This is a genomic window from Burkholderia sp. GbtcB21, assembly GCF_019091065.1.
Taxonomy (GTDB): Bacteria; Pseudomonadota; Gammaproteobacteria; order Burkholderiales; family Burkholderiaceae; genus Burkholderia; species Burkholderia pyrrocinia_C.
In genome coordinates, this window is sequence record NZ_JAGXKA010000013.1 from 98,028 (window position 1) to 122,584 (window position 24,557).

At 67.7% G+C, this 24,557-nt stretch carries 24 protein-coding genes; 16 read left to right on the forward strand and 8 right to left on the reverse strand.

Annotation, left to right across the window (positions count from 1 at the left end; all coding sequences use genetic code 11):
• Positions 1 to 23: 23 nt before the first annotated feature.
• On the forward strand, positions 24 to 1,463 hold the full coding sequence (locus KVT39_RS25900) for an aldehyde dehydrogenase family protein (RefSeq protein WP_217590500.1): 1,440 nt from the start codon (positions 24 to 26) through the stop codon (positions 1,461 to 1,463).
• Between the two features lie 19 nt (positions 1,464 to 1,482).
• Here KVT39_RS25900 and KVT39_RS25905 read toward each other — a convergent pair whose 3' ends face one another.
• Positions 1,483 to 2,337, reverse strand: a complete 855-nt coding sequence (locus KVT39_RS25905) for a FadR/GntR family transcriptional regulator (RefSeq protein WP_034182499.1) — start codon at positions 2,335 to 2,337, stop codon at positions 1,483 to 1,485.
• A 229-nt stretch (positions 2,338 to 2,566) separates the two neighbouring features.
• On the opposite strand from KVT39_RS25905, the gene KVT39_RS25910 reads away from it, so the two are divergent.
• The 8 genes from KVT39_RS25910 (at position 2,567) to KVT39_RS25945 (ending at position 11,355) form a co-directional block, all read left to right on the forward strand.
• Entirely contained in the window at positions 2,567 to 3,775 is a 1,209-nt protein-coding gene (locus tag KVT39_RS25910) for an ABC transporter substrate-binding protein (RefSeq protein ID WP_034182498.1), read from the forward strand.
• 69 nt (positions 3,776 to 3,844) lie between these two features.
• Positions 3,845 to 4,705 (forward strand): branched-chain amino acid ABC transporter permease, encoded by an 861-nt coding sequence (locus KVT39_RS25915; protein ID WP_059835207.1) that lies wholly within the window; start codon positions 3,845 to 3,847, stop codon positions 4,703 to 4,705.
• Positions 4,702 to 5,745: a branched-chain amino acid ABC transporter permease gene (locus tag KVT39_RS25920; RefSeq protein WP_131949378.1), complete on the forward strand. Its 1,044-nt coding sequence runs from the start codon at positions 4,702 to 4,704 to the stop codon at positions 5,743 to 5,745. Before KVT39_RS25915 ends, KVT39_RS25920 begins: the two co-directional genes overlap by 4 nt.
• Complete coding sequence (locus tag KVT39_RS25925) at positions 5,742 to 6,509, forward strand: ABC transporter ATP-binding protein (RefSeq protein ID WP_034182495.1); 768 nt, start codon at positions 5,742 to 5,744, stop codon at positions 6,507 to 6,509. The genes KVT39_RS25920 and KVT39_RS25925 overlap by 4 nt, the downstream gene beginning before the upstream one ends.
• Entirely contained in the window at positions 6,506 to 7,207 is a 702-nt protein-coding gene (locus KVT39_RS25930; RefSeq protein WP_217590501.1) for an ABC transporter ATP-binding protein, read from the forward strand. Before KVT39_RS25925 ends, KVT39_RS25930 begins: the two co-directional genes overlap by 4 nt.
• Positions 7,208 to 7,241: 34 nt before the next feature.
• On the forward strand, positions 7,242 to 8,540 hold the full coding sequence (locus KVT39_RS25935; protein ID WP_217590502.1) for a Zn-dependent hydrolase: 1,299 nt from the start codon (positions 7,242 to 7,244) through the stop codon (positions 8,538 to 8,540).
• A complete protein-coding gene (locus tag KVT39_RS25940) occupies positions 8,537 to 10,045 on the forward strand; it encodes a M81 family metallopeptidase (RefSeq protein ID WP_217590503.1) in 1,509 nt (502 codons plus the stop codon). The genes KVT39_RS25935 and KVT39_RS25940 overlap by 4 nt, the downstream gene beginning before the upstream one ends.
• Before the next feature lie 122 nt (positions 10,046 to 10,167).
• The gene (locus KVT39_RS25945) at positions 10,168 to 11,355 is read left to right on the forward strand and encodes a YncE family protein (RefSeq protein ID WP_217590504.1); all 1,188 of its coding nucleotides are present in this window, start codon (positions 10,168 to 10,170) and stop codon (positions 11,353 to 11,355) included.
• Positions 11,356 to 11,517: 162 nt separating this feature from the next.
• Here KVT39_RS25945 and KVT39_RS38550 read toward each other — a convergent pair whose 3' ends face one another.
• Entirely contained in the window at positions 11,518 to 11,652 is a 135-nt protein-coding gene (locus tag KVT39_RS38550) for a hypothetical protein (protein WP_006405345.1), read from the reverse strand.
• 399 nt (positions 11,653 to 12,051) lie between these two features.
• Between KVT39_RS38550 and KVT39_RS25950 the strand changes: the two genes are divergently transcribed.
• Both KVT39_RS25950 and KVT39_RS25955 read left to right on the forward strand, forming a co-directional pair.
• Positions 12,052 to 12,519 (forward strand): hypothetical protein, encoded by a 468-nt coding sequence (locus KVT39_RS25950; RefSeq protein ID WP_217590505.1) that lies wholly within the window; start codon positions 12,052 to 12,054, stop codon positions 12,517 to 12,519.
• Between the two features lie 89 nt (positions 12,520 to 12,608).
• A complete protein-coding gene (locus KVT39_RS25955; RefSeq protein ID WP_217590506.1) occupies positions 12,609 to 13,421 on the forward strand; it encodes an alpha/beta fold hydrolase in 813 nt (270 codons plus the stop codon).
• 55 nt (positions 13,422 to 13,476) lie between these two features.
• On the opposite strand, the gene KVT39_RS25960 is transcribed toward KVT39_RS25955, so the two are convergent.
• From KVT39_RS25960 to KVT39_RS25970, 3 genes are read right to left on the reverse strand one after another with little or no spacing between them, the layout of a single operon-like run.
• Entirely contained in the window at positions 13,477 to 15,465 is a 1,989-nt protein-coding gene (locus tag KVT39_RS25960; RefSeq protein ID WP_254640642.1) for a DUF4034 domain-containing protein, read from the reverse strand.
• Positions 15,466 to 15,479: 14 nt separating this feature from the next.
• Positions 15,480 to 16,262: a DUF1266 domain-containing protein gene (locus tag KVT39_RS25965; RefSeq protein WP_105392033.1), complete on the reverse strand. Its 783-nt coding sequence runs from the start codon at positions 16,260 to 16,262 to the stop codon at positions 15,480 to 15,482.
• Positions 16,256 to 17,533, reverse strand: a complete 1,278-nt coding sequence (locus tag KVT39_RS25970) for a hypothetical protein (RefSeq protein WP_217590508.1) — start codon at positions 17,531 to 17,533, stop codon at positions 16,256 to 16,258. Before KVT39_RS25970 ends, KVT39_RS25965 begins: the two co-directional genes overlap by 7 nt.
• Before the next feature lie 61 nt (positions 17,534 to 17,594).
• On the opposite strand from KVT39_RS25970, the gene KVT39_RS25975 reads away from it, so the two are divergent.
• On the forward strand, positions 17,595 to 17,885 hold the full coding sequence (locus tag KVT39_RS25975; RefSeq protein WP_217590509.1) for a hypothetical protein: 291 nt from the start codon (positions 17,595 to 17,597) through the stop codon (positions 17,883 to 17,885).
• A 242-nt stretch (positions 17,886 to 18,127) separates the two neighbouring features.
• Positions 18,128 to 19,297 (forward strand): class C beta-lactamase, encoded by a 1,170-nt coding sequence (gene ampC / locus KVT39_RS25980; protein ID WP_217590510.1) that lies wholly within the window; start codon positions 18,128 to 18,130, stop codon positions 19,295 to 19,297.
• A gap of 30 nt (positions 19,298 to 19,327) precedes the next feature.
• On the opposite strand, the gene KVT39_RS25985 is transcribed toward ampC, so the two are convergent.
• Both KVT39_RS25985 and shc read right to left on the reverse strand, forming a co-directional pair.
• Complete coding sequence (locus tag KVT39_RS25985) at positions 19,328 to 19,699, reverse strand: cupin domain-containing protein (RefSeq protein ID WP_051983775.1); 372 nt, start codon at positions 19,697 to 19,699, stop codon at positions 19,328 to 19,330.
• A 55-nt stretch (positions 19,700 to 19,754) separates the two neighbouring features.
• Positions 19,755 to 21,809, reverse strand: coding sequence for a squalene--hopene cyclase (gene shc / locus KVT39_RS25990; RefSeq protein WP_217590511.1), 2,055 nt, complete (start codon positions 21,807 to 21,809; stop codon positions 19,755 to 19,757).
• Positions 21,810 to 21,862: 53 nt separating this feature from the next.
• Here shc and KVT39_RS25995 point away from each other — a divergent pair, with 53 nt between their 5' ends.
• The 3 genes from KVT39_RS25995 (at position 21,863) to KVT39_RS26005 (ending at position 24,137) form a co-directional block, all read left to right on the forward strand.
• Positions 21,863 to 22,567, forward strand: a complete 705-nt coding sequence (locus KVT39_RS25995) for a TetR/AcrR family transcriptional regulator (RefSeq protein WP_217590512.1) — start codon at positions 21,863 to 21,865, stop codon at positions 22,565 to 22,567.
• A 45-nt stretch (positions 22,568 to 22,612) separates the two neighbouring features.
• Positions 22,613 to 22,903, forward strand: a complete 291-nt coding sequence (locus KVT39_RS26000) for a hypothetical protein (RefSeq protein WP_175749238.1) — start codon at positions 22,613 to 22,615, stop codon at positions 22,901 to 22,903.
• A 106-nt stretch (positions 22,904 to 23,009) separates the two neighbouring features.
• Positions 23,010 to 24,137: an aminotransferase class V-fold PLP-dependent enzyme gene (locus KVT39_RS26005; RefSeq protein ID WP_217590513.1), complete on the forward strand. Its 1,128-nt coding sequence runs from the start codon at positions 23,010 to 23,012 to the stop codon at positions 24,135 to 24,137.
• A gap of 98 nt (positions 24,138 to 24,235) precedes the next feature.
• Here KVT39_RS26005 and KVT39_RS26010 read toward each other — a convergent pair whose 3' ends face one another.
• Positions 24,236 to 24,460, reverse strand: coding sequence for a hypothetical protein (locus KVT39_RS26010; RefSeq protein ID WP_034182480.1), 225 nt, complete (start codon positions 24,458 to 24,460; stop codon positions 24,236 to 24,238).
• Positions 24,461 to 24,557 lie beyond the last annotated feature (97 nt).

The window sequence follows — 24,557 nt, forward strand, 5'->3', positions numbered from 1 at the left end:
CATCCTCATAACAGGAGCATTCGATGCGAACGTCACAACAGTCCTATATCGGCGGCCAGTGGCTCGATCCGGCCGATGCACGGTCGATCGACGTGATCGACCCGGCCACCGCGCGGCCGTATGCGCAGCTCAGGATCGGCGGCGCGGCCGACGTCGACCGCGCGGTCGGTGCGGCGAAGCAGGCCTTCGACGCGTACTCGCGCTGGTCCGTGGACGAGCGCGTCGCGCTGCTGCAGCGCATGCTCGAGATCTATCGGCGCCGCTACGAAGAGGTCGCGCAAACGATCAGCCAGGAGATGGGCGCGCCGATCGCGTTCGCGCGCGCGATGCAGGCCGCGGTCGGCACCGCGCACCTCGAACAGACGATCCGCGCGCTGCAGTCGTTCCGCTTCAGCACGCAGACCGATTCGCTGCTGGTGTCGCACGAGCCGATCGGCGTGTGCGCGCTGATCACGCCGTGGAACTGGCCGATCAACCAGATCGTGTGCAAGGTCGCGCCGGCGCTCGCGGCCGGCTGCACGATGGTGCTCAAGCCGAGCGAGATCGCACCGTTCAGCGCGATCCTGTTTGCCGAAATCTTGCACGAAGCCGGTGTGCCGCCCGGCGTGTTCAACCTCGTGCACGGCTACGGGCATGAAGTGGGCGATGCGCTGTCGCGGCACCCGGACGTCGACATGGTGTCGTTCACGGGTTCGACGCGCGCGGGCGTCGAGGTCGCGAAGGCGGCCGCCGATACCGTGAAGCGCGTGCACCAGGAGCTCGGCAGCAAGAGCCCGAACCTGATCCTGCCCGACGCCGATATCGACGATGCGGTCACACGCGGCGTGCGCAGCTGCTTCAGCAACAGCGGCCAGTCGTGCAACGCGCCGACGCGCATGCTCGTGCATGCGGATCACCTGGCGCTGGCCGAGCAGGCCGCGCGCCGCGAGGCGGAACGCACCGTCGTCGGCGATCCGCGTGCGCCGGAGACGGGCATCGGGCCGGTGGTCAGCCGCACGCAGTTCGACCGCATCCAGCACTTCATCCGGCTCGGGATCGAAGAGGGCGCGACGCTCGTCGCCGGCGGCCCGGGGCGGCCGGACGGGCTCGGCGACGGCTTCTACGTGCGGCCGACGGTGTTCTCGAACGTCACGCCGGGCATGACGATTGCGAACGAGGAAATCTTCGGGCCGGTGCTGTCGATCATGACCTACCGGACCGAGGACGAGGCCGTCGCGCTCGCGAACGATTCGGTGTACGGGCTCGCGGCCTACGTGCAGTCGAAGGATCTCGAACGCGCGCGCCGGATCGCGGCACGGCTGCGGGTCGGCAACGTCCACATCAACTATCCGGCGTGGAACCCGGCCGCGCCGTTCGGCGGCTACAAGCGCTCGGGCAACGGGCGCGAGTATGCGGAGTTCGGCCTCGTCGAGTATCTGGAGACGAAGGGCACGACGGGGTACACGGAAGGCGGCGCGCGATAAAGACGGCGTTTGCCGACGCTCAGCCCTCTTCGGGATCCGTTGCGGCCGCATCGGATCCCGCACCGTGAGCGGCGGCCCGCCTGCGGATCTCGGAGTCGAGGATCAGACGCCCGCGCAGCTTGCCTTTCATCCGCTTCACATGCTTGGGCGCCTCGGTCATGTGCTCGACCATCAGCGCACGGACGCGCTCGGCATCGCGCTCGCGTGCGGCCTGCAAGATCGCCTTGTGGATCGATACGTTCGCTTCGCCGAAGCGCTTGTGTTCGACGAGTGGCGTATCGTTCCGGAACTCGATCAACTGCCGGATCATCTCGTTGATCAGCTCGCAGCTGAATCGCAGGAACGGGTTCGGGTTCGCGGCCGCGAGGATGTCGTGGAACGTCGTGTCCTCCTGTCGCTGGCGCAGCATGTGGCCGCGGTCGTGCACGCCCGACGCGCCGTCGCAACACGCGATGTTCGACTCCAGCGCCGCGAAGTCGCGCTCGCTCAGGTGCGGCACGGCGCCCGCCGCCAGCTCGGGTTCGAGCAGCTTTCGCACCGTATAGATGTCGTCGATCGTCACGTCCTTGAAGAACAGGTAGTTCTGCAGGAGCTGCAGCGTGCGGTCGAGCGGCACCTCGACGACCATCCCGCCGCCCGACGGCCCGGTCGTGACCTTGATGAGCCCCTGCACCTCGAGCGACTTCAGCGCCTCGCGGATCGTGCTCTTGCTCACTGCATAGAGCTGCTGCAGCTCGGCTTCGCGCGGCAGGCGGTCGCCCGGCTTCAGGTCCTTCTCGGTGATCAGCCGCTTGATCTCCTCGGCGACCAGGTCGGCCCGCTTCGGCTGCTTGATTTCGACCGCGAGGCCCGCCCTGGCTCGGTCCATGACCATCTTCACGACTCCTTTGTCTGACTGCGCGCCGCGTCATCGTCGACGATCCGTTCCGGCGCAGGGTACGGAATTTTGCCTGATTGACACCAATTTTGATCAACTCTAGCATCAGGTTCATTCTATTTATCATGATAAATAGGATCAACCGGCGGCGCGCATCCTGCAGGGCGTGGGCACGGTTTGGCAGTCGGTCGCATCGCGTGTGTCCCCCTTTATCAGGAGCGTCAACTTGAATCGCCGAGAACTGTTGAAACTGGCCGCACTGTCGGCCGTGCCGGGTGCGCTCGGCAGCATGTCGTCCCGTGCCGCGTTCGCGCAGGGTTCGACCATCCAGCTTGCGTGCCCGGTGCCGATGTCGGGGCCGTTCGCCGCCAACGGCAAGTACGCCGATCTCGGCATGCAGCTCGCCGTCAAGCAATACGGCAAGGTGCTCGGCGCGCCGCTTGCCTATACGGCGCTCGACACCGAGGGCAAGCCCGCGACCGCCGTGCGGCGCGTGCAGGAGATCGCGCAGCAGAAGGGCGTGCGCTTCTTCGCGGGCGGCATCCTGTCGTCCGAATCGCTGGCGATGGGCAAGGAAGTCCAGAAGGCGGACGGCGTGTTCATCACGACGGCCGGCGCGGACGAAATCACCGGCAAGGATTGCAACGCCGCGACGTTCCGCTGGTCGGTGCCGACCTTCGGCGCGATCGAGCAGACGGTGCGCCCGTTGATCCAGATGCTGCCGAAGGCGAAGCGCTGGTACACGATCACGCCGCAATACGTGTTCGGCGACGGCCTGCTGTCGGCCGCGAAAGCGATCTTCAAGGAAAAGGGCATCGAGCATGTCGGCAACAGCTACCACTCGCTCGCCGAGAAGGAGTTCAGCGGCTACCTGACGAACGCAGCGGCCGCGCAGCCGGACGTGCTGCTGATCCTGAACTTCGGCTCGCAGTCGTCGGACACGCTGCGCCAGGCCGTCAGCTTCGGGATGAAGCGCAACTGCACGATCCTGCTCGCGTGGGCATCGGGCCTCGAGCAGTTCGAGGCGCTCGGGCCCGACATCTGCGACGGCGTGTATTTCGGCGCGCAGTACTGGCACGGCATCGATTCGCCGCTGAACCGCGACCTGGTGAAGCGCACGAACGCCGTGTTCAAGGCGAACCCGAACTACAGCCTCGCGGGTTCGTACATCTGCTCGAAGATCCTGCTCGACGCGATGGTGAAGGCCGGCAGCGCCGATCCGAAGAAGGTCGTTGCGGCGATGGAAGGCATGAAGTACGACGGCCTCACGGGCCCGGAGGAAATCCGCAAGGCCGACCACCAGGTGCTGAAGAACTACTACCTGCTGAAGGGCAAGCCGAAGGGCCGGATGAAGAGCGCGGACGACTATGCCGACATCGTCAGCTCGGGCCAGTCGTTCCTGCCGGTCGACAAGACGGGCTGCAAGCTCGCGTGACGCCGTGCATGCGTCCGCGGCCATCGTGCGCCGCGGACGTCCGTTACCTTCCTTTCCGACACGGAAGCCATGAACGTCTATCTGCTGCAGATCGTCAACGGCATCGGCGTGGGCATGCTGTATTTCCTGCTCGCCGTCGGCCTGTCGATCGTATTCGGCCTGCTGCGCTTCGTGAATTTCGCTCACGGCGCGTTCTACCTGCTCGGTGCGTATCTCTGCTACCAGGCGCTGCAATGGTCGGCGAATTTCTGGGTCGCGCTCGCGGTCGTGCCGCTCGTCGTCGGTGCGTTCGCATGGGGCGTCGAAAAACTCGTGCTGCGTCATGTGTACGCGCAGCAGCATGAATTCCACATCCTGGCGACGGTCGGGCTCGCGCTCGTGCTGCAGGAGTGCGCGATCCTCGCATGGGGCCCGCTCGGCGACAACGTCCCGCCGCCCGACGCGCTGAACGGCGTCGTGATCTGGGGCGGCTTCGTCTACCCGAAATACCGGCTGTTCGTGATCGGCTTCACGGCCGTGCTCGCCGCCTTGCTGTGGTGGGTGCTCGAAGGCACGCGGCTCGGCAGCACGGTGCGCGCGGGCAGCGAATCGACGGAGATGGTCTCGCTGCTCGGCATCAACGTGACGCGCGTGTTCAGCCTCGTGTTCGCGCTCGGCGCGGCGACGGCGGCGCTCGCGGGCGTGCTCGCCGCGCCGATCCGCGGCGTCGATCCGTTCATGGGCATCGAGGCGCTCGGCGTCGCGTTCGTCGTGGTCGTCGTCGGCGGGATGGGGAATTTTCTCGGCGCGCTCGTCGGCGGGCTGCTGGTCGGCATCGTGCAGAGCCTGATGAGCACGCTGTGGCCGGAAGGCGCGCGATTGATGATCTACGTCGCGATGGCGGCCGTGCTGCTGCTGCGTCCGAACGGATTGCTGGGGAGGGCTGCATGATCGAATCGTCGAAACCGCTGCCGCCGGGGGCGGCGGCCTCGCAACGCGCGCAGCCGTGGCGCGGCGTGCTGCAGCGGCCGGAAGGCTGGCTTGCGGTGGCCGTCGTGTGCGTGCTGCCGGTCGTGCTGAGTTCGGGCTCGCTCGCCACCGAAGTGCTGGTGTTCGCGCTCGCCGCGCTCGGCTGCAACCTGCTGCTCGGCTATACGGGGCTGTTGTCGTTCGGGCAGGGCATCTTCTTCGGGCTCGGCAGCTATGCGGCGGGGCTCGTGCTGACGCGCGGCGTTGCGTCGGTGAGCGTCGCGCTGCTGTCGGCCGCCGTGCTTGGCGCCGTCGCGGCGGCGCTCGTCGGCTGGTTCTCGATCCGGCAGCGCGGCACTTATTTCGTGATGCTGACGCTCGCGTTCGGGCAACTGTTCTACTTTCTCGCCTATACGACGCCGGACGTCACGGGCGGCGACAACGGGCTGCTCGACATCCCGCGCCCCGCGCTCGCCGCGTTCGGGCATCCGTTCGTTTCGCTCGATTCGCCGTGGCGCTACTACGGCTTCGTCGCGGTGCTGTTCGTCGCGGTGTTCTGGCTGCTGCTGCGCGTGTCGCGCTCGGTGTTCGGCCGTACGCTGCTCGCGATCCGCGACAACGAGGCGCGTGCGGCGGCGGCCGGCTACGACGTGAAGCGCTTCAAGCTCGCGGCGTTCGTGATCTCGGGCGCGGTCACGGGCCTCGCGGGTGCGCTGCACGCGTTGATGACGGGCATCGCGCCGCTGTCGAACATCGACTATCACACGAGCGAGATGATCCTCGTGATGACGGTGATCGGCGGCACGGGCAACCTGTTCGCGTCGGTGCTCGGCGCGGCGTTCTACGTGCTGTTCGCGGACTGGCTGTCGACGCTGTGGCCGCGCTGGCTGCTGCTGCTCGGCCTCGTGCTGATCGCGGTCAGCCTGTTCATGCAGCGCGGCTTGTGGGGGCTGGGCGAACGCGTCGCGGCGAAGCTGCGGCGCACCGAAGGCACGGCGGCTGATGCCAGGGAGCAGCAATGAGCGAAGCGATTCTCGAGGCGCGCGGCGTCGTCAAGCGCTACGGCAAGTTCACGGCGCTGGGCGGCGTCGACCTGCGGATCATGCCGCGCACCGTGCATTCGGTGATCGGCCCGAACGGTGCGGGCAAGACGACGCTGTTCCATACGCTGACGGGCACGCTGCCGATCACGTCGGGCTCGATCCTGTTCGACGGTCACGACGTGTCGCGCGAACCCGATCACAAGCGCGTGCGGCGCGGCATCGCACGCTCGTTCCAGGTGACGAGCCTGTTTCCGAACCTGAGCGTGCGCGAGAACCTGCGGGTTGCCGCACAGGGCGTCGAATCGCGGCGCGCGCTGAATCCGTGGACGCCGCCGCGCGGTGCGCTCGCGCACGGCGGCATCGTCGACGACGTGCTCGAGCGGCTCGGCCTGCAGCGCTTCGCCGACACGGCGGCCGGCGTGCTGTCGCACGGCCAGCAGCGCCGGCTCGAGGTCGGGATGGCGCTGGCGGCACGGCCGCGCGCGATCTTTCTCGACGAGCCGACGTCGGGCATGGGGATCGACGATCTCGACGACATGAAGGCGCTGATCCGCGGCCTGCGCGACGACTACACGGTCGTGCTGATCGAACACAACATGGGAATCGTGATGGACATCTCGGACACGATCACGGTGATGCAGCAGGGCCGCGTGCTGGTCGAAGGCAAACCCGACGCGATTCGCGGCGACGAGCGCGTGCGCAGTGCGTATCTCGGCAACATGATCACGGGAGGCCGCGCATGATGCTCGACGTGAAGGAGGTCCATGCGTGCTACGGCAAGAGCCACGTGCTGCAGGGCATTACGCTGAACGTGAACGAAGGCGAGACGGTGACGCTGCTCGGCCGCAACGGCGCGGGCAAGTCGACGACGCTCAAGACGATCGCGGGCGTCGTCGCGCCGACCGGCGGCACGCTGACGTTCGCGGGCCAACCGATCGCCGGGCAGCCCGCGCACCGGATCGCCGCGCGCGGCCTGTGCTTCGTGCCCGAGCATCGCGGGATTTTCCGGCTGCTGTCGGTCGAGGAAAACCTGCGGCTCGGCGCGCGCCGCGATTCGCCGTGGCAGCTCGACGACATCTACCGGATCTTTCCGCGCCTGAAGGAGCGCCGCGGCAACGGCGGCGCGCAGCTGTCGGGCGGCGAGCAGCAGATGCTCGCGATCGGCCGCGCGCTGATGAACCACCCGCGGCTGCTGATGCTCGACGAGCCGGTCGAGGGGCTCGCACCGGTGATCGTCGAGGAGATCGTCGAGCAGTTGAAGCGGATCAAGGCGGCCGGCGTCGCGATCCTGCTCGTCGAACAGAACCTCGAAGTGTGCACGCAGCTTGCGGACCGCCACTTCGTGATCGAACAGGGCGTGATCGTCTACGAAGGCAGCAACGCGGCGTTCGCCGCCGATCACGAGGTGAAGGACCGTTATCTGGGCGTCGGCGTCGCGTAAGCGCCGTGCCTTTTCATTGCGAGGAATTCCATCGATGCAAGTTCAGGATTCGACACCGGGCGTCGCGGCGTCCGGCTTGCGCGTCGACGGCGCGCGGCTGTGGGACAGCCTGATGCGTCTCGCGCGGATCGGCGCGACCGACAAAGGGGGCGTGTGCCGACTCGCGCTCACCGAACTCGATCGCGACGCGCGCAACCTGTTCGTCGCATGGGCGAAGGAAACCGGCTGCACGGTGCGGGTCGACGCGATCGGCAACATCTTCGCGCGGCGTGCGGGCGAACGCGACGACCTGCCGCCCGTGACGACGGGCAGCCATATCGACACGCAGCCGACCGGCGGCAAGTTCGACGGCAACTACGGCGTGCTCGCGGGCCTCGAAGTGCTGCGCACGCTCGACGATGCGGGCGTGCGCACGCGTGCGCCGCTCGAGGTCGCCGTCTGGACCAACGAGGAAGGCTCGCGCTTCGTGCCCGTGATGATGGGCTCCGGCGTATTCGCGGGCGCGTTCACGCTCGACCATGCGCTCGCGCAGTGCGATCGCGACGGCGTGTCGGTGCGCGACGCGCTCGTCGCGATCGGTTATGCGGGCGATGTGGACGACGCGGACGATGGGTGCGACGCGCATCCGGTCGGCGCGTATTTCGAAGCGCATATCGAGCAGGGGCCGGTGCTGGAGGCGCACGACACGACGATCGGCGTGGTCGAGGGCGCGCTCGGGCAGCGCTGGTATGACGTGACCGTGCACGGGATGGAGGCGCACGCGGGCCCGACGCCGATGGAGCTGCGGCGCGACGCACTGCTGGTCGCGGCCGATCTCGTGCGCGCGGTGAATGGCATCGCGCGCGCGCATCCGCCGCACGGACGCGGCACGGTCGGCTGGGTCGACGTGTACCCGAATTCGCGCAACGTGATTCCTGGCCGCGTGACGCTGACCGTCGACCTGCGCGCGGCCGACGATGCGACGCTCGCGGCGATGGATGCGGAACTGCGCGCGACGTGCGCCGACCTGGGCGCATCGGCCGGCATGCGAATCGACGTCGAGCAGGTCGTGTACTTTCCGCCGCAGCCGTTCGATGCGACGCTGGTCGAGCAGGTTCGGGCCGGCGCGAGCGCGCTCGGGCTGTCGTCGATGAACGTGATCAGCGGCGCGGGCCACGACGCCGTGTATCTCGCGCGCGTCGCGCCGACCGCGATGATCTTCGTGCCGTGCAAGGACGGGATCAGCCACAACGAGATCGAGGACGCCGATCCCGCGCATCTGGAAGCCGGCTGCAACGTGCTGCTGCAGGCGATGCTGGGCGCTGCCGGGATCGTGGAAGGTGACGCGCGATGAAGATCCTGATCGCCCGGATGAACCACGAGACCAACACGTTCTCGCCGGTGCCGACGCCGCTCGCCGCGTTCGGCCGCAACGGCCCCGACTGGGGCGACGACGCGTATCGCGCGAACCACGGGATGCGCACCGCGATGGCTGCGTTCATCGATGCGGCCGCGCGTGAAGGCGCTGAAATCGTGACGCCGGTGTCGGCGGCCGCGAACCCGAGCGGGCCGGTTGCGGCCGATGCGTATGCGGCGATCTGCGACGCGATCGTCGCGGCCGCGTCCGGCTGCGATGCGGTGATGCTCGACCTGCACGGCGCGATGGTCGCCGAGCAGAGCGCGGACGGCGAGGGCGACCTGCTCGCGCGCGTGCGCGCGGCGCTGCCCGACGCGCCGATCGCGGTCGCGCTCGACCTGCACGCGAACGTCACGCAGAAGATGATCGACCACGCGGACGTGATCGTCAGTTTCAAGACCTATCCGCACGTCGACATGTATGAGACGGGCGAGCACGCGGCGCGCGTGCTGCTCGACCGGCTTCATGGTCGCGCACGGCCGGTGCTTGCGTGGCGGCAACCGCCGCTGATGACGTCGACGCTGCGCAGCGCGAGCGCCGAAGGCGCGATGCGGCGCGCGGTGGAGGCCGCGCGCGCGGCCGAGGCCGAGGTCGGCGGCGTGCTCGCCGTGTCGGTGCTTTCGGGTTTCTCGCTCGCGGATATTCCCGCGCCTTGCATCAGCGTCGTCGTGGTCGGCGACGGTGACCGCGCGGCGGCCGATGCCGTCGCCGAACGTATCGCGCGGCAGATCTGGGACGCACGCGACGAATTCGTCTACCGCAGCGCGCCGCTCGCGGAATCGGTCGCGCAGGCCGCGGCGCTCGCGCGCGGCGCGGACCGCCCGGTGCTGATGCTCGATCACGGTGACAACTGCATGTCGGGCGGCCCGTGCGACACGATGGACCTGCTCGAAGAAGCGCTCGCGCAGGGGCTCGACGGCATCGTCAGCGGGCCGCTGTGCGACCCGCAAACCGTCGCGGCACTGATCGATGCGGGTGTCGGCGCGGCCGTCACGGTGCCGGTCGGCAACCGGCTGCCGTCGCACGGCGGCGTGCGGCGCGAACCGTTTCGCGCGACCGGCGTCGTGCGCGCGATTACCGACGGCGAATACGTGATCACGGGGCCGACCTACACGGGCCAGCGCGCATACATGGGCCGCACGGCCGTGCTCGACATCGGCGCGGCGACGCTCGTCGTCACCGAGCGCACGCAGGAGCCGTGGGATCTCGGCGTGTTCGAGAGCGTCGGCGTCGACCCGCGCCGTGCGCGCTTCCTGCTGCTGAAATCGCGGATGTATTGCCGGCCGGTGTTCGTGCCGATCGCGGCTGCGCTGGTCGAATGCGACAGCCGCGGCGTGACGGGCTCGGACTACGGGCTGTTTCGCTACGAGCGGCTTGCGCGGCCCGTGTATCCGCTCGACAACGTCGATCGGTGGGGGCCGGGCGCGTCACCGGCGGCCTGACGGAGCGGGGCGCGAGACGCCGGATTTGCATGCTTTCGGGCATCATGCGATGGCAGCGGCCCGTCGAGCAGCAGGGTCGTGCAATCCATTGCGTCCGCAACCGATCCGGAGAATCGACCGCCATGCATTCGAATCCTTTCCGCCTGCGCAGCGCGCGCCTGCTCGCCGCGCTGACCCTCGCCACGACGGCCGTCGCCGTGCACGCCGCCGACTGGATCGTGTCCGGCAACGACGGCAAGTACCAGCGCGTCGAGGGCCGCGACACTTTCCTTGCGTCGCCGCCCGCCGACACGCTGACGCTGCTCGATGCCAGCACGTTCCCGCCGAAAGTCGCATTGCAGGTCGACGTCGAGAACGGCATCCAGGGGCCGCCGCAGGCCGTCGCGATCACGCCCGACGCGAAGCTCGCGCTCGTCGGTGCGCCGACGCGCTACGACGCGGCCGCGAAGCAGCTCGTGTTCGACACGTTCCTGCAGGTCGTGAATCTCGACGCGGCACCGCCCGCAATCACGCGCATCGAGCTCGGCACGCATCCGCAAGGGATCGCGATCGACCGGTCGGGCCGGCTCGCACTTGTCGCCAATGTCGACGGCAGCGTATCGATCCTGCGCATCGACGGCACGCACGTGATGCTCGACGGCAACCTGAAGATCGGCAAGAAGCGACTCGCGGGGATCAGCTTCACGCACGACGGCAAGCATGCGCTCGTGTCGCTGCGCGACGAGCAGGGCGTCGCGGTGCTGAACGTCGACGACGGCAAGGTGACCGACAGCGGCGCGCGTCTGAGCACGGGCGTCGCGCCTTACACGATCGACGTGTCGAGCGACAACCGCTGGGCGGTCGTCAGCAACGTCGGGCTCGCGGGGCTGCCGGGCTATACGGGCACGCTCGCGGGCGACGCCGATACGGTCGCGCTGATCGACGTGTCGCGCGTGCCGTTCCGGACGGTCCAGTACCTAACGGTGCCGTCGCTGCCGGAAGGCGTCGCGATTTCGCCGAACGGGAAATGGATCGCCGTGCAGGCGATGGACGGCTCGAACCTGACGCCCGACAATCCGGGCCGCCGCAAGCTCGGCAAGGTGCTGCTGTTCGAGATCCGCGACGGGCAGGCCGTGCAGACCAGCGAGTTGCCCGGCGGCGAAGCCGCGCAGGGCATCGTGTTTACCGCCGACAGCCGGCACGTGATCGTGCAGTTCAATGTCGAGCGGCAACTGGCGCTTTACGCGGTGGAAGGCGGCAAGCTGCGCGATACGGGCAAGCGTATCGCGTTGACCGGCGGGCCGTCTTCGTTGAGGACGTTGCCACGCTGACGCGCGGGGCGCCTGTCGATGCGCGACCTGCTTCGACGCCGCTGCAACGCAGCAAGCGGCGGGTTGCACGATCGAAGACGACGTGCAGCTCCGGGGTGAACGAGCCGAATTCAAGCCCGTGATGTTGCGCGAGCAGCGTGCGCGCCGTCGTCGCGATGCGCGTTACGGCCGCAGCAGATCGAACCCGCCGAATACGACGACACCGCTGAGCGCAATCATTGCAACGGAATGCTGGCCGAAGTAGAGAATCGCGGCGGCAAGCCACGTCGTGATGCAGAAGGCGCCGATGCGGGCCATCGTGTGTTCCTCGAATGCGTAATGAAGTGAGTGCCGCACGGCGTTCGCCGCTCGACCGGCGAGCGGTGCACGAAGGCGGACGGAGAGGGCGACCCGCGAAGCCGCGACGGCAGCGCGGCACGCGCACGTGCCGCGCCCGGAAGGGCGGGAGTCGAACCCGGCGGCGTTGCGCGACCGTGCCCGCAGGCCGTCGACGCGCGGATCCGCCCGGCAAAGCGGCAATTTTACCAGCGTCGTTTTGCTGCCAATCTGGCCCTTTCGCGACTTGAGTGCTGCGATCTATCGAAGAATCCGTCCGACCCCGATGCTCAAGTTTCGTATGACGAATGCCGTAAACGAGTCGGAAGGCATTTCATGCCACCCCGTCACGATTTGTTTACCGACATACGGACCGACACGATGCAGATCGATTTTTCCACGACCGCGCGATCCCCGCTGGCGGACGGCAGCGTTACAGCAAACAGCCCGGGCGCATCGGCCGCGACGTCATCCGCCGACGGCTCAACGGATACCGCTGGCACCACCGGCACCACGAGCACCACCGGCGCGAGCGGCACGAAGGGTTCGACCGGCGGCACCGGCGAAACGCTCGGCGCATCGGGCGCGTCGTCGGAAAGCCCGGCAGTCAGCCAGTTGAAGGCGCTGATCGAGCGGTTGCAGAAGCAGCTCGCGACGCTCGAGCGGCAGATGGCGAGCGCGGCCCAGCGCGCGAAGGACGACCCGGCCGCGGCGGTCGAACAGCAGTCGCTGAGCGCGGAAGCCAGCGCGATCTCGGCGGCATTGGCGACGGCGATCTCGCAGCTCGCGGCGGCGATCGAGAACTCGGGCGGCTCGTCGGCGGGCGGGCTGGTGTCGACGCAGGCCTGACGGTTTCCGGCTGCGCGCGGCCGTCGATGCCGCGTCGGCCGCGCGCATTACAATCGCAAGCTCGTCTCCCTCGAAAGGACGGCAGAACGATGCATGCGGAACTCGACGACGACGAACTCGTCCGCTTCGACGCGCACGGCGGCGCGCCGCTGCCTGCGGCCGATGCCGAAGGATGGCTCGAACACGACGGCGCGCGCATCTGGCACGCGTCGTTCGGCCACGGCCCGCCGGTCGTGCTGCTGCACGGCGGCCTCGGCCACGGCGGCAACTGGGGCAACCAGGTGCCGGCGCTGCTCGCGGCCGGCTACCGCGCGATCCTGATCGACAGCCGCGGCCACGGCCGCAGTACGCGCGACGACCAACCGTATTCCTATGAACGCATGGCGTCGGACGTGCTCGCGGTCCTGGACGCGCTGCACGTCGACCGCGCGCGCTTCGTCGGCTGGAGCGACGGCGCATGCACCGCGCTCGTGCTGGCGGCCCGCGCGCCGGAGCGCGCGGCCGGCGTGTTCTTCTTCGCGTGCAACATGGACCCGGGCGGCACGAAGGAAATGGTGCCGAGCCTGCTGATCGACCGCTGCTTCGCGCGGCACCGGAAGGACTACGCGCAACTGTCCGCAACGCCGGACCAGTTCGACGCATTCGTCGCGGCCGTCAGCGAAATGATGCGCACGCAACCGAATTACAGCGCACAGGATCTCGCGGCGATCGCGGTGCCGGTGACGATCGTGCAGGGCGAGCACGACGAATTCATCCGGCCCGAGCATGCGGCGTATCTGGCGCGCACGATTCCGGGCGCGACGCTGACGATCCTGCCCGGCGTGAGCCACTTCGCGCCGCTGCAGCGGCCCGCACGATTCAACGCGGCGATGCTGGCCTTCCTCGACCGGCTGCCGGGCTGACCGCTCGTACGGCCCGCGCGCGCCGTCGATGGGCGCGCGCGTTGGTCGCCCGTGCTCAGACCATCGCGTTGTCGTTGCCGGGGATCTCGTGTGCCTTGATCTGCTTGCGGTGCAGCTTGTACAGCAGCTTGCCGAGCATCCCGTCCTCGTGACGCAGGCGCGTGATGTTGCGCACGTATTCGTCGTCCGGCGCGATCGCCTGGGCGCCCATGATCCAGCGCACGCTTTCTCGATAGTTGTAGAGCGACTTGTCGCGGCTGTCGGCCAGGATCGACGACAGCGCAGCCATTGCCGCCGGATGGCCGCCTTCCGCATGGCGGCGCAGTTCGTCGACGTAACGATGGCGCGACGGGAGATCGTCGACGTCGGCGATGAACATCAGCATCGTCTCGAGGCCCTCGGTATGCCCCATCTCGTGCGCCATGCGCGCGGCTTCGACGGCTTCGACCTGCATGCGCGATCGTTCGGCTTCGTCCTTGCTGGCGCCCGCGATGTGATAGTACGCAAACGCGAGCTGGTACGCGGCCATGTTGCCGCCGTCGTCGACCGACTCGCGGAAGTAATGGGCGGCGCGATACAGATCCTGCGCGACGTGCATGCCGTCTTCGTAGAAGCAGCCGAGCAGGTAGCCGCACGAATCGCCGCCCGCTTCATAGCCGAGTTCGCACAGCGCGACCGCATCGGCGGGCCGACGGCCTTCGTCGCGCATCGCCGACGCGAGCTGGTTCCATGCGAGCGAGCCCGGCTCGTTCACGCGCGCGGCTTCGAGCCACGCATCGCCGCGTGCGTCGTCCTGCGCGAAGCCGAACGTGCCGGTGCGATGGGCATAGCCGCGCAGGATCATCGCCGACGTGCATGCGCGCGCATCCGATGCGCGCTCGATCGCGCCGGTCAGCCAGGTGCCCTGCGGATCGAGGTCGAGCGCGAGCCGTACGCCCATTGCCATCGCGTGGTTGTCGTTGATCGGTTGATCGCGCTCGGCTTCCTGCAGGCGCGCGTAAGCCTGCTCGTATTCGCTGCGCATGAAATGACTGTGCGCGAGCCAGTGCAGCGTTTCCCAGCGGTGATACGGATGCAGCGCGGCCTTGGCGCGCGCGAGCGTCGCGGCCATTGCGCGGCGTGCATCGTCGTCGTCGTCATTCGAATCGAGCGTATTGCCGATATGGTCGTCGCGCCAGATCTCGTGGCGCAGCCGGTCCTTCTCGACCGCGTCGAGGTGCGCGCACGCGTCGGAATCGACGAACGCGCGGACGTGGTCGTGCGAGCCGCCCCAGCGCGGCTGCATGTACCAGATGAAGGTGCGCATCGAGAAAAACTGGTGCGGGTGAATGTGCAGCGTCGCTTCCATCCAGTACCACTTGCCCTTGCGCAGCTTCCTGCCCTGGACGGGGCCGGGCAGCGCTTCCGGAAATTCCGCCGGGCAGGCGACGGGTACGTCGGGGTTCAGCCCCGAACGCGCGAGCATGCCCTGCAGTTCGGCGCGCGTGGCCTCGTCGTGGGCGCCGACGTTCAGGTGCAGCTCGGTCACGGGCCAGCGGCGCTGTTGCACGAGCTGCGTGAGCCACTCGGGTTCGTCGAACGACGACACGCTCGTGAAGATCACCTTCGGCGCGCTCCACATCGTCGGCGCGAGCACGAGCGCGCGCAGCGCGGCGACGATCGTCAACGTTGCGCACGCATGCGCGCAGATCCAGCCGGTTTCGGTCACCGTCCCGGCCCAGCCGGAGCCGCGATACTCGTACGCCCAGTGGTGCCAGTAATGCGCTTCGCACAGCCACGCGTGCGCGGATTGCGGGTTCGCGGCCTGCCAGGCGCGCAGGCGCGCGAGGCCTTCGGCGCCGGCTTCGATGCACGGCTGCACATCGGCCGGCAGCGCGTCGACGTACAGCGCCTCGGCCGTGCGGTCGGCGAAGCTGGCGGCGAGCGCGGCGTCGAGCTGCGTGTCGAGCGCGGCAAAATCGCCCGCGCGCAGCAGCGCGTCGACGTCGCAGATGAACCATCGGGACTTCGCGGGCGGAATCAGGGCGGCGGGAGCGGAGGACATGTCGGTGTCGGCGGTCATGACGAAACGGGTTGGGGATCGAAGATGCGGTAGCGCTTCCACGGCAGCGAAAGCCAGTTTCCGGACGGATTGCGCAGGTGCTCGCGCACTTCCTGCGTGGCGCGCGACGACGCGGGGCCGTCCTGGCCGCTGCCGCGCAACCAGTGCTGGCGCGCCCGCGCATACGCGAGGCCGAAGTCTTCCCAGCTGTCGAAGCTGTCCTGCGCGCGCTGCGCATTGAGCAGCAGCACCACCCACGCCTGCGGTTCGGACGCCCAGCCGAGCAGCGCGATGCAGCGCACGAGAAACGCGGTGCGCGCGCAATCGAACGCCAGCGCGTCGCGCACGCGCCCGACGGCCGCAAGCTGTTCGTAGAAGCCTTCGTGCGAGCGGCCGACGCCGCGTATCCAGCCCGCGAGGATCGGTGGAACGCGCTGCACGATCTGCCACTCGGGCAGGTCGGCCGGCAGGTCGAGTTCGCGCCGCAACTGGCGGGCGAGCTGTTCGCGCTGTGTGTCGGGCAGCGTGTACACGAGGTCGTCGCAATCGCAGCGCAGCCCGTTGCGGATCAGCAGGATGTCGGCGAGCGCGAGCGACCAGCGGCGGCGATTCGGCGGCGCCTGGTCGGCGAGCGTGCGGGCGAGCGAAACCGCGGCGGTCTGCCGGACCGGCACCGCGCGGTCGGTGCCCGCGGCCTGGTCGGCGTCGACTTCGCGCACCATCCGCGCGGCGATCCGCAACGAACGCCACACGTACCACACGAGCCACAGCGCGGCCGCGCCGATCAGCAGTTTCAGCATGACGGGCTCCCGGCAGCCGTCGCTGGCAGCGCGAACGCCGCGCACAGCGCGGGATCGATCGGAATGCCCTCGATCGAGAAGGCGGCCGCGGCCCGAGGTGTATCCGGTTCGCGCGCGGCCGGCAGCGCATCGTCCGGCAACGCGTGGCGCGCGGCCGCCGCGACGGCCGGATCGATTTGCCGGAGCTGGCCGAGCGCGTACGGCGCGTTGCGCAGCAGCAGCCATTGCAGCACGGCCGGCGGCTGCGCGAAATGCTCGATCAGGTGGAAGTTCTCGCTCATCACGCTCAGCAGATGATCGGGCGAGCGCACGTCGGTGACGAAGGTCCATTCGCCGGTGGCCGCGCCCGGCGTGTCCGGCTCGAACACGAGGCCCATGCCCTCGCAATCCGGATGACGCTCGCCGCGCGGCGCGAGCGTGCGCAGGAACTGGCGCACGTCGTCCGCGTAGCGGCGCACCGGATGGCGGTTCTGCTTGCCCTTGATCTGGTCGACGCGCAGGCCGTCGCCGGTCACCGACAGGCTGATCGTCACGTGCGGCTGGTTGCCCGCGCCGCGCAGCGTGAACAGGCGCAGCCGGCCGTCCTGCGCGGCTTGCGCATACTGCTCGCCGTATCCGCCGCGCAGCCGGCGGCGATCCGCGAACTGGCCGAGACAGTGCTGCATGTAGTACGACTCGTAAGCCAGCTCCTCGCGCAGCGCCGCATGATCGCCGGCGAATTCGAAGACGATCCCGTTCGGCGCGCGCAGCACCTCGCGCAGCGCGAGGCCGCTGCTCGGCACCCAGCCCTTGTCGCGGCGCGCCTGCATCCGCTGGTGTTCGCGCTCCCACATGTCGAGCGCCATCGCGCACGTGATGCGCTGCAGTTTCTGCGCGAGCCGCGTGCCGGCGCGCGAGCGCAGGAATTCGACCAGCACGCGCTCGCGGTCGATCAGCAGCATGTGCTCGGGATCGATGAAGTAGAGCGGCTTCGGCTCGACCGCCGCGCCGATGGCGCCGCCGGATGCCGGTTGCGTGCGGAATCGGCGCACGAGCCAGTCGGGCGCCGGCCGGTCGGCGCCGACGAGCGCGCGGTAATCGGCGAGCGAATCGAGCGGCTGCGCCTGCTCGAACGCGCCGACGACCCAGCGGAAGAAATGGTTGCCGAGCCACGCGCGGATGTCGGCCGGATCGCCGCGCTCGGCGCTGCGGCGCGCGATGGCCGCCTTGATGTCGGGCGCGTTGACGACATCGCGCGGCCGATAGGCGGACGCGGCGACGGTTTCGGTCACGGGGTCACTCTCCGGTCAGGCAGGGCGTCCGCGGGCGGCACCCTGGAGGTTTTTGGCTTGTATGCTGGAGGGCATGCGGGCGCGATACGCGGCGGTATCGCGGGTGCCCGATGCAGGTCGGTCGACGCGTGAAGATCACGCGGCCGCGCAGCGGCCAACGACGCGGGAGCGGGCGATCGAGGAATGGCGATTCATGGTTTCTCTCAGGATGGATTTTATTTTTTGCTGCCGCGAGTTTACTGCGATCCGCGCGGGCGAATCAATCGCGCGGCGCGCCGGCGGTTGCCGATCTGACAAGACTTATCTCTTTTTCATCGATTTTCGGTGCAGCGCCATTCGGCCGTCGGATTGAATGCTGTTAAAACCGACAGGTTTTTACGGCAAGCAGGCGAACGGCTCGCGATTGCCGCGTTGCAATCCGGCGCTTCGCGTATCTCATAAGTTTTTCTTTAGGCTCGCGCAACATATCGTCGATTGTTCGCGGCCGGCCGGTAATGGATAGTCCTGCTTCGACAGGCCGGCCGCCGTGATTTCCGCGCGGCGCGGCCGAATCTGTTGTCCATGCAACCATCCGATATCGAAGGAACCGCAACCATGCGATCCAACGCGACACGCTTCGCCGCGACCCTGTTGGTCGCCGCGTGCGCCACCGCCATGGCCGGCCGCGCGGCCGCATTCACGCAGAACGACATCCACGCAACCGTGACCCGCCACGTCGCGCCGCTGATGAAGCAGTACGCCATTCCCGGCATGGCGATCGGCATCGTCGCCGACGGCAAGCCCTACGTGTTCGACTACGGCGTGATGTCGACGCAAACCGGCAAGCCCGTCACCGGCGACACGCTGTTCGAGATCGGCTCCGTCAGCAAGACACTGACCGCGACGCTCGCGTCCGACGCGCAGGAGGGCGGCGAGCTGTCGCTGTCGGACCCTGCGGCCAAGTACCTGCCCGCGCTGCAGGGCAAGCCGTTCGGCGGCGTGACGTTGCTCGAGCTCGGTACGCACACGCCCGGCGGCATGCCGCTGCAGGTGCCCGACAGCGTCCGCGACGATGCCGGCCTGATCCGTTATCTCGACGCGTGGCGGCTTGCGTATGCGCCGGGCACGCGCCGCACGTATTCGAACGTCGCGATCGGGATGCTCGGGTGGCTCACCGCGAAGGCGATGAACCGCGATTTCTCGGTGCTGATGGAGCAGCGGCTCTTTCCCGCGCTCGGGATGACGCACACGTATATCAACGTGCCCGATGCGCGCACGGCCGACTATGCGCAGGGCTATACGCAGGACGGCAAGCCGATCCGGATGACGGGCGGCATGCTGTGGCAGGAAGCATACGGCGTCCGGACCACGGCGGCCGACCTGCTGCGTTTCGTGCAGGCGAACATGGGGCTGGTCGAAACGGCGCCGCGGCTGCAGCGCGCGATCGAGCGCACGCACACCGGCTATTTCCGCGCGGGGCCGCTGACGCAGGATCTGATCTGGGAGCAGTATCCGTATCCGGTCGCGCTGCCGACGCTGCTCGAAGGCAACGCGCCGAAGATGCTGTTCGATGCGACGCCGGCCAGCGCGATCAAGCCGCCGCTCGCGCCGAACCCTGACACATGGATCAACAAGACGGGCTCGACCAACGGCTTCAGCACGTATGTCGCGTTCGTCCCCGCGAAGCGGATCGCGATCGTGATGCTCGCGAACCGCAGCTTCCCGATCGAGGATCGCGTGAAGACGGCATACCGGATTCTCGAGTCGCTCGGCGACGGCCGGTAACGCTTCCAGCGACGGACGAAGCGCCGCCGCTTACTCGGGCGGTTGCTCGTCGTACGCGACGAAGATCTTGCGCGTGCGCTCGACGACTTCCCACGTGCCGCGAAAGCCCGGCGGAATCACGAAACGATGGCCGGCACGCAGGGTCTTCCTGTTGCCCTCCAGGTCGGTGATCACGGACGTGCCTGCCAGGATCTCGCAGTATTCCGCTTCGGTGTAGGCGACATGCCAGCAACCCGGCGTGCTTTCCCAGATGCCGGTCGAGAAACGGCCGCACGGGCTCGCGAAGCCGGGCGTGAGCGTTTGCAGCGGATCGCCCGAAATCAGCTTCTCGGGCGACACGCGGTACTGCGTCGGCTCGCCGCTCGGGGTGAGTGCGTCGGTAATGGATGAAACGTCGATCATGATCGGCATGCTTCGTCGAGTTGGGTGGAGTGGAGCGCGCCGGCGCGGCAGTCGCTCAGGCGACTGCCGTGTCGGTTGTTTCCACTGCCATCGTACCGCGCACGGTCGAGCCCGGCGATGACGCAGCGCCCGCAAGCCGCCGATAACGCGCAAGCGCCCACAGCGGGAAGTACGCGGTATAGCCGTGATACTTCAGATAGAAGATGCGCGGAAAGCCCGGCGCATTGTGCGAGCGGTGCCACCAGAAACCGTCGTCCTGCTGCACCGACTGCAGATACGCGATGCCGCGCTTCACCGAATCGGATTCGCAGTCGCCGAACGCCATCTGCGCGAGTAGCGCCCACGCGGTGCAGTTCGACGTGCTCTCGCCGGAATTGGTGCCGGCGAGCTTCGGGTCGATGTAGCTGTCGTTCGTCTCGCCCCAGCCGCCGTCCGCGTGCTGCCGTGCGCGCAGCCAGTCGAGCGCGCGGGCGATGTACGGCTGCGACTTGTCCTCGCCGGCGAGCGCGAGGCCGGCCAGCACGCTCCACGTGCCGTACAGGTAGTTCGTGCCCCAGCGGCCCCACCAGCTGCCGTCGGGCTGCTGCGTGCGCTTCACGTAGTCGATGCAGCGCGCGAGCGCCGCACGGTCGTCCGCGCGTTTCGTCACGCCGAAGCACAGCAGCACGCGGCCCGACACGTCTTCGGTCGGCGGATCGAGCAGCGCGCCGTGATCGGCGAACGGGATCGCGTTCAGGTACATGCGGTCGCAGTCGGCGTCGAAGGCCGCGAAGCCGCCGTTGCGCGATTGCAGCCCGCGCATCCAGTCGAGCGCGCGCACGACGCGCGGCGCATACGGGTTCGTGCCGTCGGCGTCGCAATGCGTGCGGCCGCGGCGATCGAGCATCGCGGTGACGAGTGCGCTGTCGTCAATGTCGGGGTAGTACGGGTTCGCGTACTGGAAGGCCCATCCGCCCGGCGCCGTATCGGCCGGCGCGTTCTCGATCCAGTCGCCGCGCAGGTCGTTCACCTGGCGCCCGGCCAGCCAGTCGTACGCGCGCGCGATCCGTTCGTCGAGTTCGCGCAGCGCGCCGGCCGGCTCGCCGCCTTCCGGCACTGCCACGCCGCGCGCCTGCTCGAGCGCCATCGTGCTCCATGCGGTGTCCCATACCGGCGACAGGCACGGCTGGCAATACACGCTGCCGTCGGGCCGCGTGACCAGCAGCTTTTCCAGCGCGTTTTCGCAATCGCGCCGCAGCGGATGATCGTCCGGGTAGCCGAGTACTTCCATCATCTGGTAGCTGTATACGATCGGCGGGAAGATGCCGCCGAGCCCGTCCTCGCCGTTCATGCGTTCCGCGCACCACGCCTCCGCGCGGCGGATCGCGCGCCGGCGCAGGCGCATCGGCATCAGCGGCTCGAGATGGCGGACCGTGCGGTCGAGCGCGAGGAACAGCTTGCGCATGCCGCGCGCGGGCGGGAAGTAGTGACGCTCCTGGTCCGGCGGCGTGACGAACAGCTCGCGGATCGAAACGTTGCGCGGATTGCGGGCGCGCGCCTTCAGCGAGCACAGCACGAGCAGCGGCACCATCGTCGTACGCGCCCAGTACGCGACCTTGTACATCGAGATCGGTACCCACTTCGGGAACAGCACGAATTCGATCGGCATGAACGGCGCCGCGCGCCACGGCACCTGGCCGAACGTCGCGAGCAGGATGCGCGTGAACACGTTCGAGCGCGCCGCGCCGCCGAGCTTCAGGATCGCGTCGCGCGCGCGGACCATGTGCGGCGCGTGTTCGCTGTCGCCGGCCGCCTTCAGCGCGAAATATGCCTTCACGCTGCACGACACGTCCGGTGCACCGTCGACGTACAGATCCCATCCGCCATGCGTGTCGAGCCGCTGGTTCGCGCGCAGGTAGCGCGCCATCTTCTGCTGGCGGACGTCGTCGATCCTGTCCATGAAATGCATCATCAGGATGTATTCCGCGGTGATCGTCGCGTCGGATTCGAGTTCGAAGCACCAGCTGCCGTCGGGCTGCTGAAGACGCACGAGCGCGTCGCGTCCACGGGCGATGGCGGTGTCGAGCGCGGACCAGGGGGATGGGGCGGGTTTGTTCATGCAGCGGATCATACCATCCAGCCGGAATGTTTATATCGAGACCCCCGGGTGCTAACATCCGCACCATGAAAAAACGCCTTGAACCCGCGCCACACGACGTGTCCGCGCCTGTCGAACCGGCTGGAACGGCCGCTGCACGGGCATCCGAAGGATCATCTACTCCGGTGGCTGTCGCCGCTGCCGGCGTGCGGCGGAAAAAAGCGCCGGATCAGGTGCGCGCGCAATTGCTGGCGGCCGCATCCGAGATTGCGACGCATCACGGCGTGGCTGCATTGACGCTCGATGCGGTGGCCGAGCGTGCCGGCGTGACGAAAGGCGCGCTGCAATATCACTTCGCGAACAAGCAGGGGCTGCTGGATGCGCTGTTCGGGCAGGCGACCGAGCGGTTCGCCGCGCAAATGGCCGCGCGGACGGCGGCGGATCCCGGCGGCGACGGCGCGGCGGCGCGGGCTTATCTGCATGCGGTGCTCGACGCGGCCAATCCGGCGGCGAGTACCGACGTGCTGCGCGTGCTGGTCGCGTCGATGATTACCGAGCAGGAGACGCGCGCGCGATGGTCGGTGCCGATGCGGGAATGGACGCGGCCCGATCCCGTGCCGCTGGAGCGGGCGGCGACGCTGATGATCTGCCGGCTTGCGGCCGACGGGCTGTGGATTTCGGAATTGCTCGACAGCGTCGAGGTATCGGCCGAGTTGCGTTCGGAGATCGTCCGGCAGCTGGATGCGATGAGCAAGGGGGTGTTTCCGAAGGAGAGTGGTGGGGCGGCGTGACGTGGACGCGTTGGAAGAATGGTGTGGTCGCGTTGTCGCGCGGCCTTGGCCTCAAACCCGCTTGCTCGCCTTTATCCGGGCGAGATTCTGTCGATCGACGACTATGTTCGATGTGCAACGCGCATCAAGAATGTGATCGCCGATCACGTCCGCGCCGTGTTGCAGGCCGGCGTCTCGGTGGTTCTCGATCTCCCGTTCAATACCGTCGCTGCGCGCGCATGGGGGCGCGCCGTTTCGCAGGCCGCCGGCGCTTCGCTCCGGCCGCCGCCGCGCAACTTCAAGCGTGCGCGAGAGACCAGACAAAATATGCGCCAAGTTGCAGGCGGCCTTCGTTAGAATCGGCTTTCATCGAGAAAAAAACGAATTTGCATCGGTGCAGCGGTACCCCGTCACGGATACGGCTCGCCCCGACGCCATTGTTCATCTTGTATCGGAGACGACCATGCCAGGCTTACTTCCCGATGTCGACCGCGACGGGCTCCTCGAATATTCCGTGGTCTATACCGACCGATCGATCAATCATATGTCGCAGCTCTTCCAGGGCGTCATGCACGACATTTCCGCTTCGCTGAAAAAGGTCTACAACGCGAAGTCGGTCGTCGTCGTCCCGGGTAGCGGCACGTTCGGCATGGAATCCGTCGCCCGGCAGTTCGCGACGAACAAGAAGTGTGTGGTCATCCGCAACGGCTGGTTCAGTTTCCGCTGGTCGCAGATCTTCGACATGGGCAGCATTCCGTCCGAAACGACGGTGCTGAAGGCGCGCCCGGTCGAACAGGGAAGGCAGGCTGCCTATGCACCGGCCCCGATCGACGAAGTGGTCGCCGCGATCAGGGAGCACAAGCCGGATCTGGTCTTTGCGCCGCATGTCGAAACCGCATCCGGGATGATGTTGCCCGATGCGTATTTGCGCGCGGTGTCCGACGCCGTGCATGCCGTCGGCGGCATGTTCGTCCTGGATTGCATCGCCTCGGGTACGGTCTGGGTCGACATGCAGGCCAGCGGCGTCGATGTCCTGATCAGCGCGCCGCAAAAGGGCTGGAGTGCGCCACCCTGCTGCGCACTGGTCATGCTCAGCCCGCTCGCCCGCGAAAGAATCGATGCGACCACCAGCACCAGCTTCGCGTGCGATCTGCGCAAATGGCTGCAGATCATGGAAGCGTACGAGAACGGCGGGTTCGCGTACCACGCGACGATGCCCACGGACAGTCTCGCGACGCTGCGAGACGTGATCAAGGAAACCGACGCATACGGTTTCGACAACGTGAGAGCGGAACAGCTCGAGCTCGGCAAGCGCATTCGTGCGCTGCTGGCCGACAAGGGTTTCAGTAGCGTGGCGGCTGAAGGTTTTCAGGCGCCGGGTGTCGTGGTCTGCTACACGGACGACGACGGCATTCGATCAGGCAAGAAATTTGCCGATGTCGGCTTGCAGATCGCGGCCGGCGTTCCGCTGCAATGCGACGAGCCTGAAGATTTCAAGACCTTCCGCATCGGATTGTTCGGCCTGGAAAAACTGCATGACGTCGAAGGTGCGGTTGCAAGGTTCGCCGACGCGCTGGAGCGCGTTCTTTAGGTCGACTTCCGATCGGCTCGAGTGATGTTTGGGCGCGCTTTGTCGAGCGCGCCCCGGTGCGTCAGATGCGTTGGGCGTCCGGCACTGGGGCGCTGCCTTCAACCGCGCGTGTCGACCCAGTTGCGTGCCCAGCGTGTCGAGTGCTGCAGCGCCTGCGCTTCGCTCGTGAAGTAATCGAGCGAATAGAACTGGTAGCGGCCTTCGGCGCGCGAGCTATCGGTGCGTTCGAGCAGCAGGTTGGATGAAAAACTACCGTCGGGCAAACGATGCGCCGAGGGTTGGACGGCATAGCCGTTGTATTGTTGAATTCGTTTGTTTTGCATTTTAATTTTAATAATGATGTGCGAATGCGCGCATGCCGTGCGAAATATGCACGGGTGCGCCGATTCAAAGCCATTGCGAGCTGAATCTGAAGCAGTC

Bases quoted from the DNA above. Each gene is read 5' to 3' on its own strand.
- KVT39_RS25900 (WP_217590500.1), top strand. From the start codon at position 24: ATGCGAACGTCACAACAGTCCTATATCGGCGGCCAGTGGCTCGATCCG.
- KVT39_RS25905 (WP_034182499.1), bottom strand. From the start codon at position 2,337: ATGGTCATGGACCGAGCCAGGGCGGGCCTCGCGGTCGAAATCAAGCAG.
- KVT39_RS25915 (WP_059835207.1), top strand. From the start codon at position 3,845: ATGAACGTCTATCTGCTGCAGATCGTCAACGGCATCGGCGTGGGCATG.
- KVT39_RS25920 (WP_131949378.1), top strand. From the start codon at position 4,702: ATGATCGAATCGTCGAAACCGCTGCCGCCGGGGGCGGCGGCCTCGCAA.
- KVT39_RS25925 (WP_034182495.1), top strand. From the start codon at position 5,742: ATGAGCGAAGCGATTCTCGAGGCGCGCGGCGTCGTCAAGCGCTACGGC.
- KVT39_RS25930 (WP_217590501.1), top strand. From the start codon at position 6,506: ATGATGCTCGACGTGAAGGAGGTCCATGCGTGCTACGGCAAGAGCCAC.
- KVT39_RS25935 (WP_217590502.1), top strand. From the start codon at position 7,242: ATGCAAGTTCAGGATTCGACACCGGGCGTCGCGGCGTCCGGCTTGCGC.
- KVT39_RS25940 (WP_217590503.1), top strand. From the start codon at position 8,537: ATGAAGATCCTGATCGCCCGGATGAACCACGAGACCAACACGTTCTCG.
- KVT39_RS25945 (WP_217590504.1), top strand. From the start codon at position 10,168: ATGCATTCGAATCCTTTCCGCCTGCGCAGCGCGCGCCTGCTCGCCGCG.
- KVT39_RS38550 (WP_006405345.1), bottom strand. From the start codon at position 11,652: ATGGCCCGCATCGGCGCCTTCTGCATCACGACGTGGCTTGCCGCCGCG.
- KVT39_RS25950 (WP_217590505.1), top strand. From the start codon at position 12,052: ATGCAGATCGATTTTTCCACGACCGCGCGATCCCCGCTGGCGGACGGC.
- KVT39_RS25955 (WP_217590506.1), top strand. From the start codon at position 12,609: ATGCATGCGGAACTCGACGACGACGAACTCGTCCGCTTCGACGCGCAC.
- KVT39_RS25960 (WP_254640642.1), bottom strand. From the start codon at position 15,465: ATGTCCTCCGCTCCCGCCGCCCTGATTCCGCCCGCGAAGTCCCGATGG.
- KVT39_RS25965 (WP_105392033.1), bottom strand. From the start codon at position 16,262: ATGCTGAAACTGCTGATCGGCGCGGCCGCGCTGTGGCTCGTGTGGTAC.
- KVT39_RS25975 (WP_217590509.1), top strand. From the start codon at position 17,595: ATGCTGGAGGGCATGCGGGCGCGATACGCGGCGGTATCGCGGGTGCCC.
- ampC (WP_217590510.1), top strand. From the start codon at position 18,128: ATGCGATCCAACGCGACACGCTTCGCCGCGACCCTGTTGGTCGCCGCG.
- KVT39_RS25985 (WP_051983775.1), bottom strand. From the start codon at position 19,699: ATGATCGACGTTTCATCCATTACCGACGCACTCACCCCGAGCGGCGAG.
- shc (WP_217590511.1), bottom strand. From the start codon at position 21,809: ATGATCCGCTGCATGAACAAACCCGCCCCATCCCCCTGGTCCGCGCTC.
- KVT39_RS25995 (WP_217590512.1), top strand. From the start codon at position 21,863: ATGAAAAAACGCCTTGAACCCGCGCCACACGACGTGTCCGCGCCTGTC.
- KVT39_RS26005 (WP_217590513.1), top strand. From the start codon at position 23,010: ATGCCAGGCTTACTTCCCGATGTCGACCGCGACGGGCTCCTCGAATAT.
- KVT39_RS26010 (WP_034182480.1), bottom strand. From the start codon at position 24,460: ATGCAAAACAAACGAATTCAACAATACAACGGCTATGCCGTCCAACCC.